Origin of the sequence: Bradyrhizobium xenonodulans, from assembly GCF_027594865.1 — a bacterium.
GTDB lineage: Bacteria > Pseudomonadota > Alphaproteobacteria > Rhizobiales > Xanthobacteraceae > Bradyrhizobium > Bradyrhizobium xenonodulans.
The window spans coordinates 3,591,434-3,616,928 of sequence record NZ_CP089391.1 but is presented as its reverse complement, the minus strand read 5'-3'; the positions used below and the strand labels follow the sequence as shown (position 1 = coordinate 3,616,928).

At 64.9% G+C, this 25,495-nt stretch carries 24 protein-coding genes and 1 pseudogene; 11 read left to right on the top strand and 14 right to left on the bottom strand.

Annotated features, from left to right (window positions below; all coding sequences use genetic code 11):
- Positions 1 to 58: 58 nt before the first annotated feature.
- From I3J27_RS16815 to I3J27_RS16800, 4 genes are all read right to left on the bottom strand, one after another.
- On the bottom strand, positions 59 to 1,441 hold the full coding sequence (locus I3J27_RS16815) for an aspartate aminotransferase family protein (protein ID WP_270171430.1): 1,383 nt from the start codon (positions 1,439 to 1,441) through the stop codon (positions 59 to 61).
- Between the two features lie 367 nt (positions 1,442 to 1,808).
- Positions 1,809 to 2,372: an isochorismatase family protein gene (locus I3J27_RS16810; RefSeq protein ID WP_270171428.1), complete on the bottom strand. Its 564-nt coding sequence runs from the start codon at positions 2,370 to 2,372 to the stop codon at positions 1,809 to 1,811.
- 25 nt (positions 2,373 to 2,397) lie between these two features.
- Positions 2,398 to 3,018: a GNAT family N-acetyltransferase gene (locus tag I3J27_RS16805; protein WP_270171425.1), complete on the bottom strand. Its 621-nt coding sequence runs from the start codon at positions 3,016 to 3,018 to the stop codon at positions 2,398 to 2,400.
- The gene (locus I3J27_RS16800) at positions 3,005 to 3,622 is read right to left on the bottom strand and encodes a hypothetical protein (protein ID WP_270171423.1); all 618 of its coding nucleotides are present in this window, start codon (positions 3,620 to 3,622) and stop codon (positions 3,005 to 3,007) included. Before I3J27_RS16800 ends, I3J27_RS16805 begins: the two co-directional genes overlap by 14 nt.
- A 71-nt stretch (positions 3,623 to 3,693) precedes the next feature.
- Here I3J27_RS16800 and I3J27_RS16795 point away from each other — a divergent pair, with 71 nt between their 5' ends.
- Entirely contained in the window at positions 3,694 to 4,734 is a 1,041-nt protein-coding gene (locus I3J27_RS16795; RefSeq protein ID WP_270171421.1) for a LysR family transcriptional regulator, read from the top strand.
- A gap of 3 nt (positions 4,735 to 4,737) precedes the next feature.
- On the opposite strand, the gene I3J27_RS16790 is transcribed toward I3J27_RS16795, so the two are convergent.
- Positions 4,738 to 5,892, bottom strand: coding sequence for an autotransporter outer membrane beta-barrel domain-containing protein (locus I3J27_RS16790; protein WP_270172823.1), 1,155 nt, complete (start codon positions 5,890 to 5,892; stop codon positions 4,738 to 4,740).
- A gap of 379 nt (positions 5,893 to 6,271) precedes the next feature.
- Between I3J27_RS16790 and I3J27_RS16785 the strand changes: the two genes are divergently transcribed.
- On the top strand, positions 6,272 to 6,478 hold the full coding sequence (locus tag I3J27_RS16785; RefSeq protein ID WP_007591938.1) for a cold-shock protein: 207 nt from the start codon (positions 6,272 to 6,274) through the stop codon (positions 6,476 to 6,478).
- A gap of 87 nt (positions 6,479 to 6,565) precedes the next feature.
- On the opposite strand, the gene purN is transcribed toward I3J27_RS16785, so the two are convergent.
- Together purN and purM are read right to left on the bottom strand one after the other, a co-directional pair.
- Entirely contained in the window at positions 6,566 to 7,219 is a 654-nt protein-coding gene (gene purN / locus I3J27_RS16780; RefSeq protein ID WP_270171413.1) for a phosphoribosylglycinamide formyltransferase, read from the bottom strand.
- On the bottom strand, positions 7,219 to 8,292 hold the full coding sequence (gene purM / locus I3J27_RS16775; RefSeq protein WP_270171411.1) for a phosphoribosylformylglycinamidine cyclo-ligase: 1,074 nt from the start codon (positions 8,290 to 8,292) through the stop codon (positions 7,219 to 7,221). Before purM ends, purN begins: the two co-directional genes overlap by 1 nt.
- A gap of 156 nt (positions 8,293 to 8,448) precedes the next feature.
- On the opposite strand from purM, the gene I3J27_RS16770 reads away from it, so the two are divergent.
- The 4 genes from I3J27_RS16770 to ppx all read left to right on the top strand — a co-directional run bounded on the left by I3J27_RS16770 (position 8,449) and on the right by ppx (position 13,613).
- Entirely contained in the window at positions 8,449 to 8,991 is a 543-nt protein-coding gene (locus I3J27_RS16770) for a CDP-alcohol phosphatidyltransferase family protein (RefSeq protein ID WP_270171409.1), read from the top strand.
- A 92-nt stretch (positions 8,992 to 9,083) separates the two neighbouring features.
- A complete protein-coding gene (locus I3J27_RS16765; protein WP_270171407.1) occupies positions 9,084 to 9,761 on the top strand; it encodes a P-loop NTPase family protein in 678 nt (225 codons plus the stop codon).
- 141 nt (positions 9,762 to 9,902) lie between these two features.
- A complete protein-coding gene (locus I3J27_RS16760) occupies positions 9,903 to 12,095 on the top strand; it encodes an RNA degradosome polyphosphate kinase (protein WP_270172822.1) in 2,193 nt (730 codons plus the stop codon).
- A gap of 15 nt (positions 12,096 to 12,110) precedes the next feature.
- Positions 12,111 to 13,613: an exopolyphosphatase gene (gene ppx / locus I3J27_RS16755; protein WP_270171404.1), complete on the top strand. Its 1,503-nt coding sequence runs from the start codon at positions 12,111 to 12,113 to the stop codon at positions 13,611 to 13,613.
- Positions 13,614 to 13,631: 18 nt separating this feature from the next.
- On the opposite strand, the gene I3J27_RS39090 is transcribed toward ppx, so the two are convergent.
- From I3J27_RS39090 to ndk, 4 genes and pseudogenes are all read right to left on the bottom strand, one after another.
- Positions 13,632 to 14,168 (bottom strand): TonB-dependent receptor domain-containing protein, encoded by a 537-nt coding sequence (locus I3J27_RS39090; RefSeq protein ID WP_370691960.1) that lies wholly within the window; start codon positions 14,166 to 14,168, stop codon positions 13,632 to 13,634.
- Between the two features lie 134 nt (positions 14,169 to 14,302).
- Positions 14,303 to 15,562, bottom strand: a pseudogene (locus tag I3J27_RS39085) (TonB-dependent receptor); the annotation flags it as partial.
- 671 nt (positions 15,563 to 16,233) lie between these two features.
- A complete protein-coding gene (locus I3J27_RS16745) occupies positions 16,234 to 17,094 on the bottom strand; it encodes a TerC family protein (protein ID WP_270171402.1) in 861 nt (286 codons plus the stop codon).
- A gap of 41 nt (positions 17,095 to 17,135) precedes the next feature.
- The gene (ndk, locus tag I3J27_RS16740; protein WP_027535388.1) at positions 17,136 to 17,558 is read right to left on the bottom strand and encodes a nucleoside-diphosphate kinase; all 423 of its coding nucleotides are present in this window, start codon (positions 17,556 to 17,558) and stop codon (positions 17,136 to 17,138) included.
- 310 nt (positions 17,559 to 17,868) lie between these two features.
- On the opposite strand from ndk, the gene I3J27_RS16735 reads away from it, so the two are divergent.
- The 5 genes from I3J27_RS16735 to I3J27_RS16715 all read left to right on the top strand — a co-directional run bounded on the left by I3J27_RS16735 (position 17,869) and on the right by I3J27_RS16715 (position 22,733).
- Entirely contained in the window at positions 17,869 to 18,120 is a 252-nt protein-coding gene (locus I3J27_RS16735) for a sulfur globule protein precursor (RefSeq protein WP_270171399.1), read from the top strand.
- A gap of 214 nt (positions 18,121 to 18,334) precedes the next feature.
- Positions 18,335 to 18,508, top strand: coding sequence for a hypothetical protein (locus I3J27_RS16730; protein WP_270171396.1), 174 nt, complete (start codon positions 18,335 to 18,337; stop codon positions 18,506 to 18,508).
- 67 nt (positions 18,509 to 18,575) lie between these two features.
- Complete coding sequence (locus I3J27_RS16725; protein WP_270171394.1) at positions 18,576 to 20,438, top strand: ABC-F family ATP-binding cassette domain-containing protein; 1,863 nt, start codon at positions 18,576 to 18,578, stop codon at positions 20,436 to 20,438.
- A 103-nt stretch (positions 20,439 to 20,541) separates the two neighbouring features.
- The gene (locus tag I3J27_RS16720; protein WP_270171392.1) at positions 20,542 to 21,669 is read left to right on the top strand and encodes a helix-turn-helix transcriptional regulator; all 1,128 of its coding nucleotides are present in this window, start codon (positions 20,542 to 20,544) and stop codon (positions 21,667 to 21,669) included.
- Between the two features lie 95 nt (positions 21,670 to 21,764).
- Positions 21,765 to 22,733: a Bug family tripartite tricarboxylate transporter substrate binding protein gene (locus I3J27_RS16715; protein WP_270171390.1), complete on the top strand. Its 969-nt coding sequence runs from the start codon at positions 21,765 to 21,767 to the stop codon at positions 22,731 to 22,733.
- Between the two features lie 18 nt (positions 22,734 to 22,751).
- On the opposite strand, the gene I3J27_RS16710 is transcribed toward I3J27_RS16715, so the two are convergent.
- The 3 genes from I3J27_RS16710 to I3J27_RS16700 all read right to left on the bottom strand — a co-directional run bounded on the left by I3J27_RS16710 (position 22,752) and on the right by I3J27_RS16700 (position 25,355).
- Positions 22,752 to 23,240: a hypothetical protein gene (locus I3J27_RS16710; RefSeq protein ID WP_270171388.1), complete on the bottom strand. Its 489-nt coding sequence runs from the start codon at positions 23,238 to 23,240 to the stop codon at positions 22,752 to 22,754.
- A 166-nt stretch (positions 23,241 to 23,406) separates the two neighbouring features.
- Positions 23,407 to 23,859 (bottom strand): DNA polymerase III subunit chi, encoded by a 453-nt coding sequence (locus I3J27_RS16705; protein WP_270171386.1) that lies wholly within the window; start codon positions 23,857 to 23,859, stop codon positions 23,407 to 23,409.
- A complete protein-coding gene (locus I3J27_RS16700) occupies positions 23,856 to 25,355 on the bottom strand; it encodes a leucyl aminopeptidase (protein WP_270171384.1) in 1,500 nt (499 codons plus the stop codon). The genes I3J27_RS16705 and I3J27_RS16700 overlap by 4 nt, the downstream gene beginning before the upstream one ends.
- Positions 25,356 to 25,495: the final 140 nt, after the last annotated feature.

The following is a 25,495-nucleotide window of genomic DNA, read 5'->3' as shown; positions in this document are numbered from 1 at the left end:
GAAGCGGCCGCCTCAGGGCGACGGAGTTAGACCGATCGCCAGGCAAAGCGAGAGCTCCTTACGCCGGCGTCAGCTTCGCCACTTCCACCTTCATGTCATCCAGCACGCCCGAAATCGCAGCGACCAGCTCGTCGATCTGGGCCTTGGTGACGATCATCGGCGGGCAGATGGCGATGGCGTCCAGCATGTTGCGGGAGATCACGCCGCGCTCCTGGAGCATGCGGCTGGCGATACCGCCGACGGCACCGGGCGTCGCCGCTGCCGTCTTGCGACCCTTGTCGAGCACGAGCTCGATCGCCGCGATCATGCCGACGCCGCGGACCTCCCCGACCAGCGGATGGCTGGTGAGCTCGCGCAAGCGGCCCTGCATGTAGCCGCCGAGCTCGGCGGCATGCGCGACCAGGCCGCGCTCCTCGATGATCTTGAGGTTTTCCAGCGCGACGGCCGAGCCGACCGGATGGCCGCCCGCGGTGAAGCCGTGGCCAAGCACGCCGATCTTGTTGCTCTCGTCGGCGATCGGCTCGAACATCTTGTCGTTCATCAGGATCGCCGAGAACGGGAAATAGCTCGAGGTGATCTGCTTGGAGACCACCATCACGTCGGGCTTGATGCCATAGGTCTCGCAGCCGAACATCTTGCCGGTGCGGCCGAAGCCGCAAATCACTTCGTCGGCGACCAGCAGGATGTCGTACTTGTTCAGGACCTTCTGGATCTTGTCCCAATAGGTCGCCGGCGGCACGATCACGCCGCCCGCCCCCATCACCGGCTCGCCGAAGAAGGCCGCGATCGTCTCCGGCCCCTCCTTCTGGATCAGCGCGTCGAGCTCCTCGGCCCGCCGCGTCGCGAACGCCTCCTCGCTCTCCCCTGGCGCGCCGTCCTTGTAGAAATGCGGCGAGCCGGTGTGCAGGATGTTGGGCAGCGGCAGGTCGAACGAGCGGTGATTGTTCGGCAGGCCCGTGAGGCTGGCGGAGGCGATGGTGACGCCGTGATAGGCGCGCATGCGGCTGATGATCTTCTTGCGCTGCGGCTGGCCGAGCGAATTGGAGCGGTAGGCGATCAGCTTCAGCACCGTGTCGTTCGCTTCCGACCCGGAATTGGTGAAGAACACCTTGCTCATCGGCACAGGCGCGAGCGCGACCAGCTTCTCGGCGAGGTCGATCGAGGGCCCGTGCGATTTGGCGGAGAAGGTGTGGTAGAACGGCAGCGCCTGCATCTGCTTGTGCGCGGCCTCGACCAGCCGCTTTTCGTTGAAGCCGAGCCCGACGCTCCACAGGCCCGCCATCGCCTCGAAATAGCGCTTGCCCGCCGCGTCGAACACGTAGGGACCCTCACCGCGCTCGATCACCAGGGGGCCGGCCTGCTGATGGGCGCGCGCGTTGGTATAGGCATGGAGCTGGTAGGCCACATCGCGGGCTTCTTGCGAATTGGGCAGCATGGACATTTGCAGGGATCCCTTAGGTCGTCACGTCGCCGGCGCGGCCAACGTGATCACTTGGCTATTGCGCCGAGGCAAAACTTGCAACGCCAATTCGTCGGCAGCAAGCGCTCAGCAGCGATGCACAAAGCCGCACACAAGTGGCTTGTAAAGCTGGCGTGTAAACCGGGAGGCTCTCAAGCTGCGCTGTCGTCATCCCCATCGTGTACGGCGGCAGCCTCCCTCACTTCCACCAGCGCCATCGACAGCAGATAGACCGTCGTAGGCAAACCGAGGCGTCGCGCCGCCTCGGCGGCCCGCGACAAATCGCTCGCCAGCTCCTTGAGCTCTTCTCCCCGTGACAATTCTCACCCCATCCGCCGATGGCGGCCGCCTACACCGCAACGGCGCCGCTGGTTCTGATCAGTTCGGCGCTGACATGAATTGTAGCAAAATTCCCGATGACATTCACCACCGCATGCTTGTAGGCGGCGGCATCGCCCGTACTTAGCTGCCGGCAGGCCACGGCATCGCCGACCACCTGGTAGCGGTGACTGCGGTGAAACCCGTCGACGGCGGTGGCCAGGATGGTCTCGTCCAGGGAAAAGCCTGCCAGCACACCGCGAACGTTGCGGATATTGGACATGTAGTCCACGAACCGCGCGGAACTGTAGGCCGATGGCAGCGGGTGCTCGAACGTCATTTCGCCGGGCCGCGGCTTCGCCTCGGCGATCCAATCGGTCAGCCTTGATGCCGGATTGAACCAGGCGGCCTGCGCGATGCGTTTCAGATGCATCACCGGCCAGAGATTGCTGCGCCACAGCGCCAGGAGTTCCAGGCAGCGCGCGGTGGCGGCCTCGCCATCGCGGATGACGTGGCGACGCCCGGGGGTCAGGTATTCGACCTGGAGATCCGCGCAGATCAGGATCGGCGGATCGTCTTGAATGGAATCCAGCATTGTCTTGCGCGGAGCTGCACCAGTTTCAGCGATCGGCGAGTGCGAGGTCCCGCAGCGGCGAGGTCACCGCCCGCCCCGCCGATGCGTCGAGGACGCCGGGTCGGTCCCAATCGCCTTCGGGACGGATGATTACATAGGGATCGCTGTCCAGCGTGATGGCGTCCGGCCCCGGCTCGATCTCCAGCAGCATTTCCGTGTAGGAGAAATCCGAAAAGGTGACCTTGCGGTTGTGGCCGAGCGGCTTGGCGCCGAAATGAGCCCAGAAATCGACCAGCCGGTCCTGCGCCTGGCCGTAGATCTTGCGAAAGCCCTTGCGCTTCACGTAATCGACGCTCGCCTGCACCAGCTTGAACGAGACGCGCGAGCGCCGATATTGGTGGCGCACCGCAAGCCGCTCCACCTTGGCGAAATCGCCGAAGAAGCGTACTCGCAGGCAGCCCGCAGGCTCGTTGCCGACATAGCCGATGAAGTGCGCGGCGACCATGTCGTTGCCGTCGAACTCCTCCTCGAACGGACAATCCTGCTCGGCCAGATAGACCGCCGAGCGAATGGCGGTGACCAGCATCAGATCACTCGGATCGCGCGCGAGGCGGATGGTGATGGCGCGGGAGTCGGGCTTCGCGAGAGGAATCCTAGTGCCGTGCATCTGCAAAACTCCTTGCTTGGATGATGGCGCCGGGCATGCGCATCGGCTGCCGAAGCCAGGGTCGCTCGTAACACCAGAGGTCGGGCTGGAAGCTGGGAACGGGCGCAAAGCCCGTCGCCTTCATGATGTCGCGTCCGGCCACCGTTGACGGCTGCGCATAGCAATCGGCGCCGTGAAATCTTATCTGGCGCAGATGAGCCGCGGCCTTGCCGAGACCGGCGATGCCGCGACCCGTCGCCGCGATCGCCCAGATGTAGATGGCGGCAACGTCCTCCTTCGCGGAAGCGAGATAGTGCGTCTCGGGCGCGGTGAGGCAGACCTCGTCGAGCAGCAGCGCATCATGTCCACGATCGTTCAGAAACAGGAAAGCCATGCCGCCGAGCAGCCGGCCCTTGCGGCTGAACGTCAGGATGCTCTGCGGATCGAACGTGAAATATCTTGCCAGCTCATCCGTTCCGATCTGCACCCCCGGCACCAGCCGGTGCGCCATTTCGGAAAGTGCGGCAATTTCGGAAAATTGCGCACAACGGACATCGATGTCCGGACTGAGCGGCAAGGCATCGAAATCATGCCTTGCGGCAAACCAGCCCCTTTCCATAGCCATGTCGCGCCTCTATCGTTCGAGGCTTTAGTGCCCCGCTACGACATTGAGCTTAGCGGTTGGGGATCAGGAGTATGCAGCAGTTATTGCACCGGGGTGCTGCGATGACGCAGCACCGTGAAGAAGTCCTGGGCGCGTCCTGGGACGATTTGAAACTGTTTTTAGCGTGCGCAAAATATAAAAGCTTCCGCAACGCCGCCGAAGAGCTCGCACTCACCTCCACCACCTTGATGCGCCGGATCGACCGGCTCGAGGAGAGCATCGGCTGCAAGCTGTTCCTGCGCGACCAGAGCGGGCTGACGCTCAGCGATGAAGGTACCGCGATGATCGCCGACGTCGCGCACATGGAGCGTCATGCCTTCAACGTCTTCCGCCGCGCTTCGCGATCGTCGAGCGACACCGCGGGCACCGTGCGCGTCGCGGTGACCGAAGGCCCGGGCAATTTCTGGATCCTGCCGCGCCTGATCGACTTCCAGAAGACCTATCGCAAGATCACCGTCGATTTGCGCTGCGCGATGGAGCAGGCAGACGTCGCGCGGCTCGAGTCCGACATTGCGATCCAGCTCGAGCCACCGACCAATCCCGACCTGATCGTCGCCAAGCTCGGCCGCCTGCACATCTATCCTTTCGTCTCCAAGGAGTACGAGAACCTCTACGGCGTGCCGGCAACGCTCGCTGAATTGAAGAACCACCGCATCATCAAGCAGAGCGCGCCGCAGGTCGACGACGGCGCCTATGCCCGGGTGCTCGGGTTGAAATCGCTCGAGGGCATCGTCGGGATCAAGACCAACTCGTCCGTCGGCGTGCTCTACGCGGTAGAGCGCGGTGCCGGCATCGGCTTCCTGCCGACAGTGTCGATCGCGCTTGGCGCACCGCTCATCGCCGTCGATCTCGGCGTCAGCCATCACGCCGATCTCTGGCTCACCTATCACAAGGAATTCCGCGACTCCGAGCGCCACAAGGTCGTGGTCGACTGGCTGAAGAAGATCTTCGATCCCAAGACCCATCCCTGCTTCCGCGACGAGTTCATCCATCCGAACGCGCTGGTGCCGATGATGACGGCCGCGCGCGAAGGCTTTGGGCTCACGGGTTATGTCGCCGTGACGCCGGGGTAAGCCTCACCAGCGATATTCGAAGCCGACCGTGCCCTGGTGCGACGTTAGCTCATTGCGGAACTTGCCGTCGTAATTGACGTAGAGCCGCGCGGTATTGGTCAGGCTGAGCGAAGCCGAGGCGCCGGCGTCCATGCCGTAACGGCTCTCGCCGATGCCGGGCACGACGATGCTCTGGGTCCCCAGGCTCACCTGCACCGACCCGAGGTTCTGGTAGAAATTGTCGACGAACTTGCCGTAGGCCGACAGGTCCAGAATCTTCCGGTCGAAGATGAAGTAGCGCCCGATCTCCGCCCCGATCATCACGCGGGCGCGTGAGAGTGCCGTGGAGCCGACATTGAGAGGATCGAGCCCTCCGGCCTCCTGGAACGCGACGCTGGTCGCTCGCACATATTCGAGCGCACCCTTGGGCACGATGCGCATCTGATCCTTGGTCCAGTAATAGCTGATCTCGGTCAGTGCGCCGTCGACGGCGGCGCGATAGCCCGCGGTCGCAAGACCAAGGCCAGTGTCCCGGCTGGAATGGACCTTGCCGAAACCGTGCACCACCGCGAACGCCCAGGTCCAGGGCCCCTTGTCGACCGAGCCGTTGAAGCCGATTTGCGTCAGGTCGAGCGTCGCCGACTGGAGCGCCAGCGGCACGTCGATGTCGGTGTGGCTCTGGTCGACGGAGAAGCCGAGATTGACGCCCGGCACAACCCGCGCGCCGAAGCCGGCGACGCCGCCAAAGGTCTTGCGCTTGTCGCCGACGAAGTCGCCTTGCGCATCGGTCCGCACCGAGATGCCGTAGCCCTCGAACCAGGTGCGATAGCGCGGATCTTCCGTGCTCGCCGACGCACCGCCGCCGCCGGGGTTGGTGCGGAATGCCCGGTTGACGCCGCCGGAGGCCTGGTTGCCGAGACGTTCCAGGAAATTCGAGCCGAGATTGAGCGCGCTGTTGCCGGCCGATTGGTCGTAATTGGTCGAGGACGGTGTCGGGACCGGAGTCGGCGATGGTGTGGGCGTCGGGGTTGGGGTTGGCGTTGGGCTCTGCGCCAGGCCTGGTGTCGCCGACATCATCACCACGAGCGCAAACGCCATCGCGATCGCGGTCGCGATCCGGCGGACGCGGTCCAGCCCGACCGTCTGCCGTGTGCCGGAGGGCTGCGAGGTGCAGCACATGACGATGAATCCCGAAGCCAAGCGGCACCGCGCAAAAATGCAACACGATCTGCGGCGCGTGCGGCGATTTGTGCTGAACTGCCACGGAGGGTCAACCGGTTGGCGCGCCCTGGCCGAGCCTATTGCGCCCGATTGTGGTTCCGCTGCCACAGGTCGCAAATAGCAAGCGGCGACACCCGGCCCGACCTTGAAATCGGCGCGCGGCTTGCTATCGCGCGATTTTCATGTTGCAATATCGGACACAATCGGAATTGGCTGCTCGACTGTGCGTTTCGCGACATTGAGACCTAAGACTCGAACAGACTTCGGAAGCCCGTTTGTGGCGTGGCACGCGAAAAAGCGGCCGCGTCTTTTTCTTATCTAGTGGAGGAGATGAGCGATGCCGCAAAAGGGCACCGTCAAATGGTTCAACCCGACCAAGGGCTATGGGTTCATCAAGCCGAACGGCAGCGACAAGGACGTGTTCGTCCACATCTCAGCCGTCGAGCGTGCCGGACTTTCCACCCTCAACGAGAATCAGGTGGTTGAATACGACCTCGTGGAGAACCGCGGCAAGGCATCCGCGGAGAACCTCAAGGTCTCCTGATTTCTCTCAAAGCTTCGCGCGAGAGATCATGACGTTGCCCCCGGCTCTGCCGGGGGATTTTGTTTGGAGCGGCAGAACGCGACCGCTTCAGCGTACCACCGGCGCGACCAGAAAATTCTCCGACGCCGCGCTTCCGTCCGTCTTGCACACATCGCCCTCGATCTGGACCTTGCCGGTCGCGAGCAGACGAAGCGCTTCCGGATAGATGCGGTGCTCGACTTCGAGGATGCGCTCCGACAGCGTATCCCCGGTATCGTGGTCGCCGACGGGAACCGCGCCTTGCATGACGATCGGGCCGGCATCGGTTTCCGGGATCACGAAGTGGACTGTCGCGCCAGACAGCTTGACGCCGGCGCGCAAGGCCTGGCCGTGCGGGTCGAGGCCGGGGAACGACGGCAGCAGCGACGGATGGATATTGAGCATCCGCCCGTACCAGGCCCTGGTGAACTCCGCCGTGAACAGGCGCATGAAGCCGCCGAGACAGATCAGCTCGATGCCGTGCTGGTCGAGGGCTGCTTGCAGCAGCTTTTCGAAGCCCGCGCGATCCTTGCCGAACGGCTTGCTCTCGATCACCAGCGTTGTCACGCCGGCCGCCTTGGCGCGCTCGAGTCCGAGCGCATCGGCCTTGTTCGAGACGACGAGCGAAATCTCCGCCGGAAAATCCGCCGCGCTTGCTGCCTTGATCAGCGCGGACATGTTGGAACCGCGGCCGGAGATCAGGATGGCGACGCGTCGCTTCATCACAGCGCCAGGTCGAGATGGCCGTTATAGACGACGCGATGCTCGCCCTCGGCCGGGATCACGGTGCCGAGCTGCGCCACGGTCTCGCCGGCATCGGTGAAGACCTGCACGACCCGATCGACCTTGTCGGGCTCCACGATCGCGATCATGCCGATGCCGCAGTTGAAGGTGCGCAGCATTTCGAGTTCGGCAATGCCGGCCTGGGCCGCCAGCCATTTGAACACCGGCAGCACCGGCAGGCGCGCCAGATCGATGCCGACGCCGAGATGGCTCGGCAGCACGCGCGGAATGTTGTCGGTGAAACCGCCGCCGGTGATGTGGGCGAGCCCCTTGACCGCGCCGGTCTCGCGGATCGCGCGTAGGCAGGATTTGACGTAGAGCCGGGTCGGCGTCAGCAGCGCGCCGCCGAGCGTCATCACTGGAGAAAACGGCGCCGGCGCCTCGAAGCCGAGACCGGACTGCTCGACGATCTTGCGCACCAGCGAGAAGCCGTTGGAATGCACGCCCGATGAGGCAAGGCCGATCACGGCATCGCCCGCGGCGATATCCTTGCGCGGCAACAGCGTACCGCGCTCGGCGGCACCGACGGCAAAGCCGCCGAGATCGTAGTCGCCATCCTTGTAGAGGCCGGGCATCTCGGCGGTCTCGCCGCCGATCAGGGCACAGCCGGATTCGCGGCAGCCTTCGGCGATACCCGCGACGATCGAGGCGGTCGCCTCCGGATCGAGCTTGCCGCAGGCGAAATAGTCCAGGAAGAACAGCGGCTCGGCGCCCTGCACCACGAGATCATTGACGCTCATGGCGACGAGGTCGATGCCGATCCCGCCATGAAGGCCGGTTTCGATCGCGATCTTGACCTTGGTGCCGACGCCGTCGGTGGCGGCGACCAGGACGGGGTCCTTGAATCCGGCCGCCTTGAGGTCGAACAGGCCGCCGAATCCGCCGATCTCGGCGTCGGCGCCGGGCCGTGCGGTGGCACGCACCATCGGCTTGATCAGATCGACCAAGCGGTTGCCCGCGTCGATATCGACGCCTGAATCGGCGTAAGTGAGGCCGTTTTTGCGGTCGGTCATGCCCGATTTCCAGTGGGTTTGCGGCTGGTTACGTCGAATTCCGGGGACGCGCAATGGCTCGCATGGCGCCCCTCCGTATACTATGTAGAGATATCAACCGGTTCAGCCTCAAAGGGGGCCGGATTCGAGGTCAGATTGGGTGCCGGGAAGCGCCGCGTGAGTATTCCGAACATCATTACCCTGGGCCGCATCCTGCTGGTCCCGATCATCGTCTGGGCCATCGTGTCGAGCCAAATGGAGGTGGCGTTCGCCGTCTTCCTCATTGCCGGCATCAGCGACGCCGTCGACGGCTTCCTGGCCAAGCGCTTCAACATGACGAGCGAGCTGGGCGCCCTGCTCGATCCGCTCGCCGACAAGGCGCTGCTGGTCTCGATCTATCTGGCGCTCGGCATCTGGGGCGACATCCCGCGCTGGATCGTGATCCTGGTGGTGTCGCGCGACATCATGATCGTCACGGCGGTGATCGTGTCCTGGCTGTTTGACAAGCCGGTCGAGATGAAGCCCTCGAAAGTGTCGAAGCTCAACACCGCGGCCCAGGTGGCCTATGCGGCGCTAGTGCTGGCCTCCCTCGCCTTCGGCTTCAAGCCCGGGCCCTATGATATGATCCTGATGGGCCTCGTCACGGTCTTCACGCTCTCTTCGGTGTCGCTCTATCTCGTCGAGTGGCTGCGGCACATGAGCACGATCGAGGCCAAATGAGCTAGATGCGGCCCCGTAAAAGGCCAACTCCCGCTCGATTAAGTCGAATCTCTTCAAACGAAGCCGGCATGCCGGCACGGAGCAAAGCAAGCGTGGCAGGCCGCGTTCCCCCCCGACAATTGGCGTTCTCGCTTCCGCATGCGGAGAGCCTCAGCCGGGACAATTTCCTCGAAGGTCCCGCCAACGAAGCCGGTCTTGCCCTCATCGACGCATGGCCGGAATGGCCGAACCGGATCATGTGGCTGGCCGGCCCCGAAGGCAGCGGCAAGAGCCATCTTGCCGCGATCTGGGCCGAAGATGCCGGCGCCCGCTCGGCCGCGGCCAACGGGCTGACCGCCGACGCCGTGCCGGGCGCGCTCGCCACCGGCGCGCTGGTGGTCGAGGATCTCAAGGCCAAAGAGTTCGACGAGCGGGCCCTGTTCCACCTGATGAACCTCGCCCGCGAGGACGGCGCCTATGTCCTCTTCACCGGCCGCGAGGTGCCGGCATCGCTCGAGATCGAGCTGCGCGACCTGCGCTCGCGCCTGCGCGCCGTGCCTGTCATCTCGCTGCTGCCACCCGACGACCAGCTCTTCCGCGGCCTGATCGTCAAATTCTGCGCTGATCGCCAGCTCGCCGTGGACGAGAGCGTGGTCAGCTACCTCGCCACCCGCCTGGAGCGGTCCTCGGCCGCCGCCCGGCAGGCCGTCGAACTGCTCGACAGCGAGGCCCTGCGCCTCGGCCGCCCTGTCACGAGGGCGCTGGCCGCTGAGCTGCTACGGGACGCCTGACCAGCCGCCCGCCTCCAAGCCGCTTGACGCGGCATGGCAGCGGAACATCAATGTCATCGAAACGTCATCGGACTAACACATGCTCCCGCCGATTTTGCGCATAAGTCGCAAATTGGGGCGAACTGGATGGACCGACTTCTCATGGACTCCGCGCAAGCTGTTGAAACAAAAGAAAAAGTCACGGAAGCCGAGGGACTGCCGGCGATTGCCTCGAGCCCCGAGCGATTCATCAATCGCGAGCTGTCCTGGCTGCATTTCAACCGCCGCGTCCTGGAGGAATCGGTCAATCTCAACCATCCCGTGCTGGAGCGGGTGCGATTCCTGTCGATTTCGGCGAATAATCTCGACGAGTTCTTCATGGTCCGCGTCGCCGGCATCAAGGCCCAGGTGCGCGAGGGGATTGCCGAACGCGCCCCCGATGGCCTGACGCCGTCCGAGCAGCTCGCCTTGATCAACCGCACCGTCTCGCGGCTTGCCAGCGATCAGCAGGCGATCTGGGCCGACCTGCGCGGGACGCTGGCCGGTGTCGGCATCGCGCTGGTCGAAGGCAAGGACGTCACCAAGGCTGAGCGAACCTGGATCGAGGACTACTTCCTCCACAACGTGTTCCCGCTGCTGACGCCGCTCGCGATCGACCCAGCCCACCCCTTCCCGTTCATTCCGAGCCTCGGCTTCACCATCGCGCTCCAGCTGACGCGCGAGGCCGACGGCAAGCAGATGAACGCGCTGATCCGCATGCCCGGCAAGATCGACCGCTTCATCCGGCTGCCGACCGAGGGCAAGGTCGTCCGGCTGATCTCGCTGGAGCAGGCGACCGGCCTGTTCATCAACCGCCTGTTCCCCGGCTACAATCTTCAGGGCCAGGGCGCCTTCCGCATCATCCGCGACTCCGAGCTCGAAATCGAGGAAGAGGCCGAAGACCTCGTCCGCCTGTTCGAGACCGCGCTGAAGCGCCGCCGCCGCGGATCGGTGATCCGGCTCGAAATCGACGCCAAGATGCCGGAGGAGCTGCGCAGCTTCGTGCAGCACGCGCTCTCGGCCGCCGACGACGAGGTGTTCCTCGTGGACGGCGTGCTGGCCATGAACGAGCTCTCGCAGCTCACCCGCCTCGACCGGCCCGACCTCGAATTCACCCCCTACGTGCCGCGCCATCCGGAGCGCGTGCGCGAACATGGCGGCGACATCTTTGCTGCGATCCGGCAGAAGGATCTCGTCGTCCATCACCCTTACGAATCCTTCGACGTGGTGGTGCAGTTCCTCCAGCAAGCCACGCGCGACCCCGATGTCGTCGCGATCAAGCAGACGCTCTACCGCACCTCCAACAATTCGCCGATCGTCCGCGCGCTCGCGGAAGCCGCCGAGGCCGGCAAATCCGTCACCGCGCTGATCGAGCTGAAGGCGCGCTTCGACGAGGAAGCCAACATCCGCTGGGCGCGCGACCTCGAACGCGCCGGCGTGCAGGTCGTCTACGGCTTCCTCGAGCTGAAGACGCACGCCAAGCTCTCGATGGTGGTGCGCCGTGAGGGCGGCAGCCTCACGACCTACGTCCATACCGGCACCGGCAATTATCACCCGGTGACCGCGCGCATCTATACCGACCTCTCGTACTTCACCTCGGATCCGACCATCGGCCGCGACGCCGCGCGCGTGTTCAACTTCATCACCGGCTATGCCGCGCCGAGCGATCTGGAAAAGATGGCGGTGTCGCCGCTGACCTTGCGCAAGCGCATCATCGAGCACATCCAGGGCGAGACCGCGCATGCGCGGCACGGCCGTCCCGGTGCGGTCTGGATGAAGATGAATGCGCTGGTCGACCCCGACATCATCGACGCGCTCTATGAGGCCTCGCAGGCCGGCGTGCAGGTCGAGCTCGTGGTGCGCGGCATCTGCTGCCTGCGGCCCGGCATTCCCGGCCTGTCGGAGAACATCCGCGTCAAGTCGATCATCGGGCGCTTCCTGGAACATGGCCGAATCTATTGCTTCGGCATGGGTCAGGGCCTGCCGAGCACGAAAGCGGCTGTGTATATCTCGTCGGCCGACATGATGCCGCGCAACCTCGACCGCCGCGTCGAGGTGCTGTGTCCGCTGCAAAATCCCACGGTGCATCAGCAGGTTCTCGAACAGATCATGGTCGCGAATCTGAAGGACAATGAGCAGAGCTGGCAGTTATTGCCGGACGGGTCTTCAACGCGTATGAAGACCGCGAAGGGCGAGGAGCCTTTCAACGTGCACAACTACTTCATGACAAATCCGAGTCTGTCTGGCCGTGGAAAGTCGCTCAAGGAATCCTCGCCGCGCCGCCTCACGCGCCGTAATGAACGTCATCAATCCTGATCCGGGATCTGCGACGTGAAGCGGCCGCGCAAGCGCGGCACGAGCGTCGCGGTCATCGACATCGGCTCCAACTCGGTCCGTCTCGTCGTCTACGAGGGACTGACGCGGAGCCTCATCCCGATCTTCAACGAGAAGACGCTGTGCGGCCTCGGGCGCGAGGTGCAGAGCACGGGTCTGCTCGCCCCTGATGCCGTCGACAAGGCGCTGACCTCGCTGAGGCGCTTTCGCGCGCTGTGCCGGGTGATGCAGGTCGGACGCGTGTTCGCGATCGCGACCGCGGCCTGCCGCGACGCCTCCAACGGCCCCGACTTCATCGCCAAGGCCGAGCGCATCTGCGCCGTGAAGATCGAGATCCTGTCGGGCCCGCGCGAGGCGCGGCTGTCGGCGCTCGGCGTCATCTCTGGCATCCATCATCCCGACGGCATCGTCGGCGATCTCGGCGGCGGCTCGCTCGAGCTGATCGACGTGCGCCGGAACGCCGTGCGCAGCGGCGTGACGCTGCCGCTCGGCGGCCTCGCGCTCCAGGACCTCGCGCACAAATCGCTCAAGCGCGCCGACCGGATCGTGCGGGAGGAGATCGACGAGGTCGAGCTGCTCATCGCGGGCCGCGGCCGCACCTTTTACGCGGTCGGCGGCACCTGGCGCGCGCTCGCACGCATCCACATCATCCAGAGCGGCTATCCGCTCCAGGTGATGCACGGCTATTCGATTTCGGCCGCCGAGGCGCTCGACTTCTCGCGCCGTCTGCGCCGCCTCGCGGCCAGCAACACGCTCGCCGACATCGAGGTCGTCGCCGATGCGCGGCGCCCGCTCCTCACCTATGCGGCGCTGGTGCTCGAGCACATCATCCGCGTCGCAAAGCCCAAGACCATCGTGTTCTCGACCTTCGGCGTGCGCGAGGGCCTGCTGCACGAAAAGCTGCCGGAGTCCGAGCGCAACAAGGACGGACTGATCTGCGCGGCCGAAGAGCTGAACCAGCTGCTGTCGCGCTCGGCCAAGCACGCCCGCGAGCTGATTGCCTGGACCGACCGTCTCGCGCGCGTGGTCAAGCTGCGCGAGACCGACGAGGATCGCCGCCTGCGTCACACCGCGTGCCTGCTCTCGGATATCGGCTGGCGCGTGCATCCCGACCATCGCGGCGAGCAGACGCTGAGCCTCGTCGTCAACGGCAATTTCGGCGCGATCACCCACACCGAGCGCGCCTTCGTCGGCCTCTCCGTGTTCTATCGCTATGCGGGCCTCAGCGAGGAGAACCAGCCGCCGGTGACGATGCAGGAATTGCTGACGCCGGCCCAGCTCGAACGCGCCCGCCTCTTGGGCGCGGCTTTCCGCGTCGCGCACCTGATCTCGGCGGCGCGCCCGGGCGTGCTGCCCGCCACGCATTTCCGCAGCCGGGCCCGCAATCTGATGCTGGTGTTCGAGCACCGGCTCGGCGACCTCGTCGCCGACCGCGTCGGCAGCCGCTTCAAGCAACTCGCGCGCCTGGTGAGCCGCGCCGGCTCGATCGTCCGACGGTAGACGGGCGGCCTCCCAGGCTCAGAAATCTGTCGACATCGACAATAATAGTGTTCGCGGCGCGCCTTGCGACAATGCGGAGAAGCTCGCGACGCCGGCCCAGTAGTTGGTGTCGAACACGTTCTGGACCAGAGCCCGGAGCGTCACCGGCCGGTTGTTGATCCGTGTGTTGTAGCGGGCTCCCAGATCGAGCCTCGTCCAGGCCGGGATGACCTGTGTGTTCGCCCCGTTCAGATATTGGTGCCCGGTATAGATGGTGTTCGCGACCAGCGTCAGTCCAGGCGCGAACGGGGTGTCCCATTCGGCAGACAGATTGGCTTGCACCTGGGGCACTCCGATCGGCGTCTTGCCGAGATTGGCTGCCGTGCTCGTTTTTGTCAGCTCCGCGTCGATCAGCGTCACGCCGCCAAGGACGCGAATGCCTGGCTGCACCTCGCCGAACACGCTGAATTCCACGCCGCGATTGCGCTGCTCCTGATCGGCTCGGAAGACGTTGCCGGCTCCGGTCTGCCCCGACGGCTTGGTGATCTCGAACAGGCTGATCGTGGTCGCCAGCATGCCGAAATCGACCTTCGCGCCCACTTCCTTCTGCTTGCTAAATACGGCGCGAGGACTTCGCCTTGATTGGCCGCCCCCATCGGTGCGGTATCGCCTTTGCTGAGCCCGTCGATGTAGTTGGCGTACAGCGAAACGTTGCTCCACGGCTTCACGACGAGGCCGACCATCGGCGTGTACGCCGTCTGGTCGTAGGCGGACGTCACGGCGCCCGTCGTGGTATTGTAGTTGGTCCCCTTGACGCCCTGTTGCCGTACGCCGACGGTCAGTTGCAGGCGTTCCTGGAAGACCGACATGGTGTCGGCCAGCGCAAGGCCGGTCAGTTCGCTGTCCGAGAGTTTCGGTATGGTCGCAGGAGCCGCAACGAGTTGCTCCGGGCGGGCGATTGGCGCGTAGATATTGGACAGCACCGGCGTTCCGTTCACAGATCCGCGCCCGACCTGATCTGTGTAGTAGCTTCCCTGGAAGGTCACAGCGTGGCTGATCGCGGCGGTTTCAAAGCGGGCGCGCACACCGGCGTCCGCGACGTTCCTGTCGATGTCGAATTTGAAGCGTCCCGGTGTCGTCGTGGTGTTGCCGGCCGCGTTCAGGATCGTCGGCGTGCCGAACAGACGATCGACCTGCGTCCTGCCGCCACCGCCACTGGCGAACACCGTCACGGTATCCGTCACGTCGAACTCGCCGCGCGCTAGCAGCGAATTGTCATGAACCTTGGCCCATTCCCAGGACTGCGTGACGTTGCGGCGGCCGACCGGCGCGGTCGGGACGGCGACGCCCGTTGCGACCAGAAACGGCCTCGTCGGCGCGTCGAACTTTTCATCCTGGTCGATGAAGTCGAGCGACGCCCTGAATTTCTCGCCGCGATAGTCGAACGCCGCGGCGCCGACATGCGCCTCGCGGCTCTGGTTATCCAGCGGCGTATCGCCATTGTGATAGCTGCCATTGACGCGAATGCCGAATTCGCGGTTCTCGCCGAACCGTCGGCTCACATCCAGATGCGTGCCGAGCTGGGAGTTCGAGGCGTAATCGGTCGTCACCCGTGTCAGATCGACATCTCCGGCGCGCTTCGGAACGATGTTGATGGTGCCGCCGACACTGCTGTTCGGGACCATGCCGTAAAGCAGCGCGGTCGGCCCCTTGATGATCTCGATCCGTTCGACGTAGTCGGTGAACACACGGTAGTTCGGCACGACGCCATAGACGCCGTTGAAGGCAATTTCTCCGACATTGCCCTCGCCGATCGGAAAGCCGCGAATGAAGAAGGAGTCGAGGATGCCGCCGGTCTGCCCCGTGAAACGGACCGAAGGGTCGTTGCTGACGACGTCGGCGACCGTGGTGGCCTGTTGATCCTCGATCTTCTTCGCGGTGTAACTCGTGATGTTGAACGGCGTATCCATGAAATCCTTGTTGCCGAGCAAACCGACCTGGCCTCCGCGCGCGACCTGCCCGCCCGCATAGGACGGCGGCAGCGCGCCGGGCTTCGGCGCCGGCGGATTTCCTTCCGCCTGAACTGCGGCCCGCTCAGTTGTGCGCGAGCTGCCACGGGCCGCCGTTCGGCCCGGATTGGATCGTGGACGCGCGCGCTGCCTTGGCGCCTCCGCAGTGACGTTCACCGCCGGTAACGCGGTCGCGCTGTCGGTCGCCGGCGCGGTGCCTTGCGCGTTGGCCTGCTGCGGCAGGCCCGCACCGAGCAATGCGATGGAGACCACGGACGCCGCGACGGCCGCAGGCGTCGAATACGTCGGACGTGCTTTGACGGTGACGGCGAGAACGTTAACGGGACGGCAAATGACTCGCGACGGCATCGTAAAGCTTCCGATCTGACAGAATGAATTTCGGAGCGACGTGCCGCGGACAGCATTATCGAGTCAACGAAAGGACCCTTTCGTTTCAGTCGTTTATAATGAGATAAACTCTAAATCGCCCGCAGGTTGCGAGCGGTGTGAGTCACGGTGCGACGCGTCGTCGCGCGCGCGGAGCGCGCGAAGAGCTGCAACGCTCGCCAACATGCGCAAGGCAAGGGCCGCTCCCGCTTGGGGCGGCCGACAAGTCCGATCACACGCGTGGATTATTCCGCCGAGGCCTTGGCGTGCCGCTCGGACGACGCCAGCGCGGCCGTGCTGAGGCTGCGACGGCGCCAGATGGTGCCGACGACCAGCACGACGACGACGCCGAGGGCCGCGCAGAGATATTCACCGCCACCGCCGCCATGACCGAATTGCGGCGGGATGCGCAAGGTGCTGAGCATGCCGTCCAGCGAAGCCCCGAACGGGCTGTCGAACAGCGTGTGCAGCTTCGGCGCCACGCCGGGATCGGTCGCGATCACCTCGCCCGCGATCCAGCCGAGCAGCGCCGCGCCGGCCCACACCAGGACCGGAAGCCTGGCCAGCAGCGCCATGATCAGCGCCGCACCGGCGACGATCAGCGGCACGCTGATGGCGAGACCGAGGATCAACAGCGGCACGCTGCCATTGGCGGCGGCGGCGACCGCAATGACGTTGTCCAGGCTCATGACGATGTCGGCAACGACGACGATCTGCACCGCCTGCCACAGATGCGAGGCGGACTCGACGCCGTCCTCGTCCTCCTCTTCCGGCACCAGCAGCTTTGCCGCGATCACGATCAGTGCGAGACCGCCGACGAGCTTGAGGTACGGCAGCTCCATCAGGCTCGCGACGATGCCGGTGAAGATGATCCGCAGCAGCACCGCTGCGCCGGCACCGAAGATCATGCCCCACAGCCGGTGCCGCGGCTTGAGGCCGCGGCAGGCGAGCGCAATCACCAGCGCGTTGTCGCCGGAGAGCAGGATGTTGATCCAGATGATCTTCCCGACCGCAATCCAGAAGGTCGGCTCGGCCATCTCGTTGCGAAACTGGGTGAAGAATGCCCCGATCGTAGCGGGATCGAAGATCTGCCAGAGCCAGTTCACAATACGTCCTTTCGCCCCGTGGACTTAAACGATCGGCTGGATCAGCCGACGATCTCGTTGCCCGAGAAGAACTGCGCGATCTCGATCGCGGCGGTCTCCGGCGCGTCCGAACCGTGAGCGGAATTCTCGCCGATCGACTTTGCGTAGAGCTTGCGGATGGTGCCGTCGGCCGCCTTGGACGGATCGGTCGCGCCCATGGCATCGCGGTACTTGGCGATGGCGCCCTCGGCTTCCAGCACCTGGACGACGACCGGGCCCGAGGTCATGAACTCGACGAGCTCGCCGAAGAACGGGCGGGCCTTGTGGACGGCATAGAAGGTCTCGGCCTGTTCCTTGGTCATGCGGATGCGCTTCTGCGCGACGATGCGCAGGCCCGCCTTTTCGATCACGGCGTTGACCGCACCGGTCAGGTTACGCGCGGTCGCATCGGGCTTGATGATCGAGAAGGTGCGTTCAATCGCCATGGTCATGTCCTTGAGGAAAAACGGTGGTTTGGAGTTGCGGGGCTTATATCGGCGCCATCGTCATACGGCAAGCGACCGCAAAAACGGCCTCACAGGCGCTTCGCCGCAGGGCCAGGCCCGGGATTCCAACATGAATTACAACAATTTCACCCAGATGAACCCAATCTGAAACCTCCGTCAGGGTTCGGTTCAGCTTCGCCGGCGTAAGGTCAAGCCTATCGAAACCGAAAGCCTGATCATGAGGCGGACCGTTTCGGCGGCCTTTCCATCGACGCGATAGCCCCGCGCCGGCAGTTTTGAGGAGATCACCATGTTGAGGAAACTTTCGCTTGCCGCAGTCGCCGCGGTTGCGCTGGGTGCCGCGCTGGCGCCGACCTCCGCCTCCGCGCACTGGCATGGCGGTGGCTGGCACGGCGGCGGCTGGGGCCATCACGGTTGGGGCGGACCGCGCTTTTATGCCCGCGGCCCCGTCGTCTCCTACGGTTATGGCGGCTGCTATGTGCGCCGGCTGGTCCCGACCCCCTGGGGTCCCCGCTGGCGGATGATCAACCGCTGCTACTGAGCCCGACAGCACCTTCCTGAGGTACCTACGCCCCCCAAGGTGCCTTCCAAGCGAAGCCCCGGCGTCCCCCCTGCGCCGGGGCTTTGTATTTAGGCAGACACGGCGAATTCATACAATTTTCGCGAGAAAGCCTGGCAATCTCCGCGAGTGGGGAAACCATTTCGGGGGCAATGACTTGATACCGTGTCACTCCTTTGAGAACACGGAACCTGCGATGGCTGGCCCTTTTGCCAATAACAGCGAACAGATCGACCGGCGCACCAGCCGCTCGATTTGCGATGCCGTGGGCGAGCGGCTTCAGCAGAGCCTGCGACCCGATCCCCGGCTCCCCACGCATCTCGAGCAGCTGATGGACGAGTTGAGGAAGCGCGAGCGCGAACCGCACTGACTTGATACCGGCTTGCGGACACGGAAAAACGGGTTGCGTTCGGCGCGCCTTGCGGTGACAAGGCCGCATGCTTGCGATCACCGACCTTTCCATCCGCCTCGCCGGACGCCTTCTGATTGACCAGAGTTCCGTGCAGATCACGCCCGGATCGCGCGTCGGCATGGTCGGGCGCAACGGCACCGGCAAGTCGACCCTTTTCAAGGTGATCCGCGGCGAGCTGGCGGCCGAGCACGGCTCGGTCACGCTGCCGCCGCGCTGGCGCGTCGGCAGCCTCGCCCAGGAAGCCCCGAACGGGCCCGAGAGCCTGATCTCGGTCGTGCTCAAGGCCGACCTCGAACGCGACGCACTGCTGCATGAAGCCGAGAGCGCGACCGATCCACATCGGATTGCCGAGATCCAGACCCGGCTCGTCGACATCGACGCGCATTCAGCGCCGAGCCGTGCGGCCGCGATCCTCTCCGGCCTCGGCTTCTCCGCCGCGGATCAACTTCGCCCCTGCGCCGAATTCTCCGGCGGCTGGCGCATGCGCGTCGCGCTCGCCGCCACGCTGTTCGCGGCCCCCGACCTGTTGCTGCTCGACGAGCCCACCAACTATCTCGACCTCGAAGGCACGCTGTGGCTGGAGGATCACCTCGCGCATTATCCGCGCACCGTGATCGTGATCAGCCACGACCGCGACCTCTTGGAAAGCTCGGTCGACCAGATCCTGCATCTGGAGCGCGGCAAGCTCACGCTCTACAAAGGCGGCTATTCCTCCTTCGAGGAGCAGCGCGCCGCGCGCGAGCTGCTCGACGCCAAGCAGGTCAAGCGCCAGGAAGCCGAGCGCGCGCGCCTGCAAGCCTTCGTCGACCGCTTCAAGGCCAAGGCCTCGAAAGCGCGCCAGGCCCAGTCTCGCGTCAAAATGCTGGAGCGGCTGAAGCCGATCACGGCGCTGGTCACCGAGGACGTGCGCGAGATCACCTTCCCCGCGCCAGAAAAAATCCTGTCGCCGCCGATCATCGCCGTCGACAACGTTTCGGTCGGCTATGACCCGGCAACGCCCGTGCTCGGCCGCGTGACGCTCCGAATCGACAACGACGACCGCATCGCGCTGCTCGGCGCCAACGGCAACGGCAAGTCGACGCTGGTCAAGCTGCTCGCGGGACGGCTCGCGCCCTTCTCGGGGAAGGTGACGCGCGCGGACAAGCTGTCGATCGCCTATTTCGCGCAGCACCAGCTCGATGAGCTGAACGAGGACGCCTCCGCCTACGACCACGTCCGCAAGCTGATGGGCGATGCGCCCGAAACAAAAGTGCGCGGACGCACCGGCGCCATCGGCTTCTCCGGCAAGGCGGGCGATACCAAGGTCGGCAAACTGTCGGGCGGCGAGAAGGCGCGGCTCCTGCTGGGGCTTGCGACCTTCTTCGGCCCCAACATGATCATCCTGGACGAGCCGACCAACCATCTCGACATCGACAGCCGTGCCGCGCTTGCCGAAGCCATCAACGAATTCCCCGGCGCGGTCATCATGGTCTCGCACGACCGCTATCTGATCGAGGCCTGCGCCGACCGGCTCTGGATCGTCGCCGACCGCACCGTCACCAATTACGATGGCGATCTCGACGAGTACCGCCGCCTGGTGCTGTCGTCGCGTAACGGCGAACCCGCCCCGCGCGAGCGCAGCGCGCCAAGCGAAAAGCCGCAGCGTCCGAAATCGGACAATCGCGGCTCGCTGAAGAAGCGCATCGCGGAAGCCGAGACCGAGATCGCCCGCGTCAGCGACATCATCGCCAAGATCGATACCGCCCTCGCCCTGCCCGATATCTTCACCCGCGATCCCAAGCAGGCCGCGCAACTGTCAAAGGCGCGCGCGAATGCAGCCGATGCGCTGGCGCGCGCAGAGGAGCAATGGCTCGAGGCAAGTGCGCAGTTTGACCAGGCGGCGGGGTGACGATCCTCGCAACGCGGTTCCGCTGCCGTCGAAATAGCGAAGCGAGAATGCTTGCGGAGTACGTCGGCATCGGCGAGCTTGGGGCTCCTGTGGAGGGACGCACATGGCGGCCGGGTTCGAACAAAGGCGAGAAGCGCTCGTTGGTCTGATCTACGACGCCGTACTTGATGCCTCGCTCTGGAGCGCTGCTCTGGAGGGGCTCGCGGATATCACTCATAGCGCGGCCGCGCTCATGCACGGCTACTGCGTCGATCGCAAGCTGTACACGTTCCACAACCTCGGTCGGATCGATCCGGAGTGCAAGCATCGTCACGAACTTTATCACGTGACCAATCCGTGGATGCGGTCGAGCCGCTTTCCGGCAGGTCGCATCGTGCACTCCGATGACTTGATCGGGCTACCGGAGCTCAAGCGTACCGCGTTCTATGACGACGTTCTCCGGCCGCAGAATCTGGCGCACGGCACGATCGTCAATGTGGTCAGCCGCCCGGGATTCCGGGTCTCGCTCAACGTCGAACGCAGCGAGAAAAGCGGACCGTTCAACGAACGTGACGCTGCGATCCTCCGGTCGCTCCTGCCGCATGTGCGGCGCGCCTGCGAGCTGCGATTGCGAATGCACGACTACCGCGAGGCGGCGCAGGCCGAGCGCGATGCGCTCGATGCGTTGTCGACCGGAATCATCACTTTCGATGCCGGGCAGCGGGTGCTGTTCGCCAACTCTTCAGCCCGGATGCGGGGCGAAGAACTATCGCTTCGGGTTGTCGCCGGCAGCGATCTGTCGGGGCCACCGGGCATCGTGAACGGCGTCCGGGCGCTTCTCGCGGATGCTGTCCGCAGCGGCACCGCAGGAACACGCCGGCTGTCGCGGCCGAACGGTCGGGAAATCGGCCTGACCGTAACGCCGGTGCGTGGGCGCGCATTCGATCACCCCTCGCATCACAGAACGGCGAGTCCTGCCGCAATCGCACTCCTGGTTGACCTCTCGCACAACGGCGAGGCCGCGAGCGCGCTGTTGGCGGCCCGCCATGGCCTGACGACGGCCGAACTGCGGGTCGCAACGGCCCTCACCCAGAGCAGCGACATGAGGACGGCCGCAGTCATGCTCGGCATCAGTCGCAACACCCTCAAGTCCCATACCAAGCGGATCTACGCCAAGATCGGCGTCCGTGGCCACGCGGAGCTGGTGCAATCGATTGCCGACATCGCCCGGGTGCTCGATCCCTCGATGTAGCGCCGTCGATCAACGGAGGGTGGCTGTCACCCCATGGGGTGACGACGAGCGACCGAGCGGCAAGGACAGTCTGGTCCGAGACAGGGAGACCAACCATGTTACGGCCAGCACTCGTTCCGATCCTGCTTCTGTGGCTGACAAATCCACTTCAAGCGGAGCCGAGATACCCGCAATCGACCATTCGCATCGTGCTGGGCTTCAGTCCGGGTAGCGCACCCGACGTGGCGGCCCGCATCCTCGCCGACCATTTCATGGCGACCTGGGGCAAGCCCGTCGTGGTCGAGAACATGTTGGGCGCGGGCGGCAATATCGCAGCGGATCACGTCGCCAAATCGGCGCCGGACGGAGCCACGCTGCTGATGGCGGGCAACGCGGCAATCGTCATCAATCCCTCTCTTTACGCAAAGCTGCCGTATGATCCGGCGCACGATCTGGTCCCGGTGGCCCAAGTCACGGTCGCGCCGAACATCCTGGTCTTGAACAAGGACGTGCCGGCGGCAGGCGTTCAGGATCTGGTCGATCTGGCGCGGCGCAATCCTGGTACCCTCACCTTTGCCTCGGCGGGAGTAGGCACCTCCACCCATTTGGCGGGCGAGCTATTCCAGACCATGGCGGGTATCAAGATCCAACACGTACCGTACCGCGACAGCACGGCGCTGTTGAGTGATCTCATGGCCGGCCGCGTGACGATGTTCTTTGGCAGCATCGCGTCGGTGCTGCCCCAGGTTCGCGACGGCGGAATTCGCGCCCTGGCAATCACATCGGCGCGGCGCTCGTCTGCCGTTCCCGACCTGCCGACGCTGGACGAACTCGGCTTCCGCGGCTTCGATGCCACCGCCTGGTTTGGTTTGATGGCACCGGCCGGAACGCCGGCTTCGGTGATCAAGTCTCTCAACGAGGAGGCTCAGAAAGCAGTGGCCGCGCCGGCTGCACGAGCAAAGTTCGCTACGCTTGGCATGGAAACCGTGACGCGCACGCCGGACGAATTCGCAGCCGATATCCGGACCGAAACTCCGAGATGGGCAGAACTGATCAGGCGGGTCGGCATAGCGCCGATCCAGTAATCAGCGCCAACGGAAACCTCAGGTCGCCGACTTCTTCTTCGGCTTCGGCTTCGGCGCCCTCGGAACCGGCTGCGGGTCCGGGTTGCCCTCGATCGAGGACAGCCGGCCGGAGGTGAAGGTGTAGACGCCCGCGCGCGGACCGGTGGTCCACGTCACAACGGCAACGCGCCGGCCGGCGGCATCGCTGGAGAGGTTGACGGTCGAGGGCGCGCCGACGCCACGGACCACGTCGCATTCGGTGTGGCCGAGCGCGACCGTACCGCCCGCGGGCGCCGTCGTCGACGCATTGGCATCAGCCGGCCCGGGGGGCGGCGCCATACCGGGACATCCGCCGTCGGCGCTGACCAGATCCTCGGCCCCAACCGGCTTCTCGGGCGTCAGCGGCGGCGACTCAATCGAGATGCTCTTGATGAACAGGCGGCTCGGTGTGTTGAACCACTGGGCGTCCCTGGACAACAGATCGGTCCCACCCGAGCAGCCCGCGACCAGCGGTGCTACGGCAGCCAACGCAACTATGAGCGAGCTGGGAAGCTTTTGATGTCGCACGATAAACCAATTTCCCCGTGTGAAGGACCGGCCCTAAGCAATTGTCCCAACATCACTTTGCGGCACGAAGGTGACAAAAGCCAGCATCGCCCGAAAAGTGCAAATTATCATTAATTACAAACGACCGCTAATTCCGCTTCTGCCACCGGCCCCGTTCGTCGGCCTGCCAATAGGTGACATCAAATCCCCGCGCCTTGCAATCCGTCCAGGCGCTGCGGGCCAAAGCGAGCGCGTCCGGATCGTCGCCGTTGAACAGCAGCACCATGCGCTCATAGCCCTGCGCGTCCTGCGGCAGCGCGGCGTTGTCGATCAGGAAGCGGACATTGGCGCCGTTGGGATTGCCCTCCTCGATCGCCAGCACGATCGGCTGATCGGCGGCATCGTTCACGCGCCATGTCGCATGCGGCAGGAAGGAATCGTCGCGATAGGTCCACAAATGCGCGTCGAGCGCATCGGCGCGCTCCTCCGACGTCGACTGCACCACGACGCGCCAGCCGCGCTCGAGCGATTTCTCGAGAAGCGGCGGCAACACGTTCTCCACCGTCATGTTTTGCAGATGGTAGAACAGCACTTCCGTCATTTGCGCTCGTAGTGGTCGGCCACCAGACGATCCAGGAGACGGACGCCATAACCGCTTCCCCAGCTCTGGTTGATGTCGGTCTTGGGCGCCCCCATCGCGGTGCCAGCGATGTCGAGATGCGCCCAGGGCGTGCCGTCGACGAAGCGCTGGAGGAACTGCGCCGCGGTGATCGAGCCGCCGTGCCGCCCGCCGGTGTTCTTCATGTCGGCGAACTGGGAATCGATCAGCTTGTCGTATTCGGGGCCGAGCGGCATGCGCCAGACCTTCTCGCCGCTCTCGATACCGGCGGCCAGCAGGCGCGCGGCGAGCTCGTCATTGTTGGAGAACATGCCGGCATGCTCGGTGCCGAGCGCGACCATGATTGCGCCGGTCAGCGTCGCCAGATCCACCATGAATTGCGGCTTGGTCTTCTTTGCGACGTACCAGAGCACGTCGGCCAGCACGAGGCGGCCCTCGGCGTCGGTGTTGATGATCTCGATGGTCTGGCCCGACATCGAGGTGACGATGTCGCCGGGCCGCTGCGCATTGCCGTCGGGCATGTTCTCGACGAGACCGATAGCGCCGACCACGTTGGCCTTCGCTTTCCGCGCCGCCAGCGCATGCATCAGGCCGACGACGCAGGCAGCGCCGCCCATGTCGCCTTTCATGTCCTCCATGCTGCCGGCCGGCTTGATCGAGATGCCGCCGGTGTCGAAGCAGACGCCCTTGCCGACGAAGGCAACCGGCGCCTCGCCCTTCTTGCCGCCGTCCCAACGCATGATCACGGTGCGGCTCGGCCGCGCCGAGCCCTGGCCGACGCCGAGCAGCGCGCCCATGCCGAGCTTGTCCATCGCCTTGACGTCGAGCACCTCGATCTTGACGCCGAGCTTGCGCAGCAGGCCCGCGCGGCGCGCGAATTCCTCGGGGAAAAGCACGTTCGGCGGCTCGTTGACGAGGTCGCGCGCGATGATCACGCCGTCGACGACATGGTCGGCCGCGACGAACGCCTTCTTCGCCGCGGCTGCATCGCCCACCGCAACCGAGACGTCGGCGCGCAAGCCGCCCTCCTCGCCATCCTTCTTTTTCGTCTTGTAGCGATCGAACTTGTAGGCGCGTAAGCGAAGGCCCGAGGCGATCGCGACCGCCTGCTCGCTCGTCATGGCGCCATTGGGCAGTTCCGCCACGATTGTCATGGCCGCGGACCCCGCGGACAGCTTGCTCGCCGCCACGCCGCCGAACTTGAGAAAGTCATTCGCCTTCAGGCTCGCCGCCTTACCGGCACCAATCACGATCAGACGGGTGGCCTTCACCCCCTCCGGTGCCAGGATGTCCAGCGCGGCGCCGCTTTTGCCCTTGAAGCTGGCGGCGGAAGCTGCCCGCTTGACGAGGTCGGTGGCACCGCCTAGCGCCTTGGCCGTCGCCGGGCCCAGCTTCAAACCGTCGTCGCAGAACACCACCAGGATGCCACGGGCGGCGGCAGACAGCGGGACGAAGCCGACCTTGATGGCATCGGACATGGGTAACTCCTTCAAAACATCGGGTTTTTCGTCGGCCTGCGGTCCCGGCCACGGGCCGGAGCTGAACGACGATTCACTGGACTTTCCTCACTATGGGCCACCGGCCCGTCAGATGCCAAGCACCCTCCGTGGCCGCGAGG

Bases quoted from the DNA above. Each gene is read 5' to 3' on its own strand.
- I3J27_RS16815 (WP_270171430.1), bottom strand. From the start codon at position 1,441: ATGTCCATGCTGCCCAATTCGCAAGAAGCCCGCGATGTGGCCTACCAG.
- I3J27_RS16720 (WP_270171392.1), top strand. From the start codon at position 20,542: ATGGCGGCCGGGTTCGAACAAAGGCGAGAAGCGCTCGTTGGTCTGATC.
- I3J27_RS16790 (WP_270172823.1), bottom strand. From the start codon at position 5,892: ATGTGCTGCACCTCGCAGCCCTCCGGCACACGGCAGACGGTCGGGCTG.
- I3J27_RS16800 (WP_270171423.1), bottom strand. From the start codon at position 3,622: ATGGCTATGGAAAGGGGCTGGTTTGCCGCAAGGCATGATTTCGATGCC.
- I3J27_RS16700 (WP_270171384.1), bottom strand. From the start codon at position 25,355: ATGTCCGATGCCATCAAGGTCGGCTTCGTCCCGCTGTCTGCCGCCGCC.
- I3J27_RS16805 (WP_270171425.1), bottom strand. From the start codon at position 3,018: ATGCACGGCACTAGGATTCCTCTCGCGAAGCCCGACTCCCGCGCCATC.
- I3J27_RS16810 (WP_270171428.1), bottom strand. From the start codon at position 2,372: ATGCTGGATTCCATTCAAGACGATCCGCCGATCCTGATCTGCGCGGAT.
- I3J27_RS16725 (WP_270171394.1), top strand. From the start codon at position 18,576: ATGCTTGCGATCACCGACCTTTCCATCCGCCTCGCCGGACGCCTTCTG.
- I3J27_RS16785 (WP_007591938.1), top strand. From the start codon at position 6,272: ATGCCGCAAAAGGGCACCGTCAAATGGTTCAACCCGACCAAGGGCTAT.
- I3J27_RS16795 (WP_270171421.1), top strand. From the start codon at position 3,694: ATGCAGCAGTTATTGCACCGGGGTGCTGCGATGACGCAGCACCGTGAA.
- I3J27_RS39090 (WP_370691960.1), bottom strand. From the start codon at position 14,168: ATGCTGGCGACCACGATCAGCCTGTTCGAGATCACCAAGCCGTCGGGG.
- I3J27_RS16705 (WP_270171386.1), bottom strand. From the start codon at position 23,859: ATGACGGAAGTGCTGTTCTACCATCTGCAAAACATGACGGTGGAGAAC.
- I3J27_RS16735 (WP_270171399.1), top strand. From the start codon at position 17,869: ATGTTGAGGAAACTTTCGCTTGCCGCAGTCGCCGCGGTTGCGCTGGGT.
- I3J27_RS16760 (WP_270172822.1), top strand. From the start codon at position 9,903: ATGGACTCCGCGCAAGCTGTTGAAACAAAAGAAAAAGTCACGGAAGCC.
- I3J27_RS16730 (WP_270171396.1), top strand. From the start codon at position 18,335: ATGGCTGGCCCTTTTGCCAATAACAGCGAACAGATCGACCGGCGCACC.
- purN (WP_270171413.1), bottom strand. From the start codon at position 7,219: ATGAAGCGACGCGTCGCCATCCTGATCTCCGGCCGCGGTTCCAACATG.
- ndk (WP_027535388.1), bottom strand. From the start codon at position 17,558: ATGGCGATTGAACGCACCTTCTCGATCATCAAGCCCGATGCGACCGCG.
- purM (WP_270171411.1), bottom strand. From the start codon at position 8,292: ATGACCGACCGCAAAAACGGCCTCACTTACGCCGATTCAGGCGTCGAT.
- I3J27_RS16715 (WP_270171390.1), top strand. From the start codon at position 21,765: ATGTTACGGCCAGCACTCGTTCCGATCCTGCTTCTGTGGCTGACAAAT.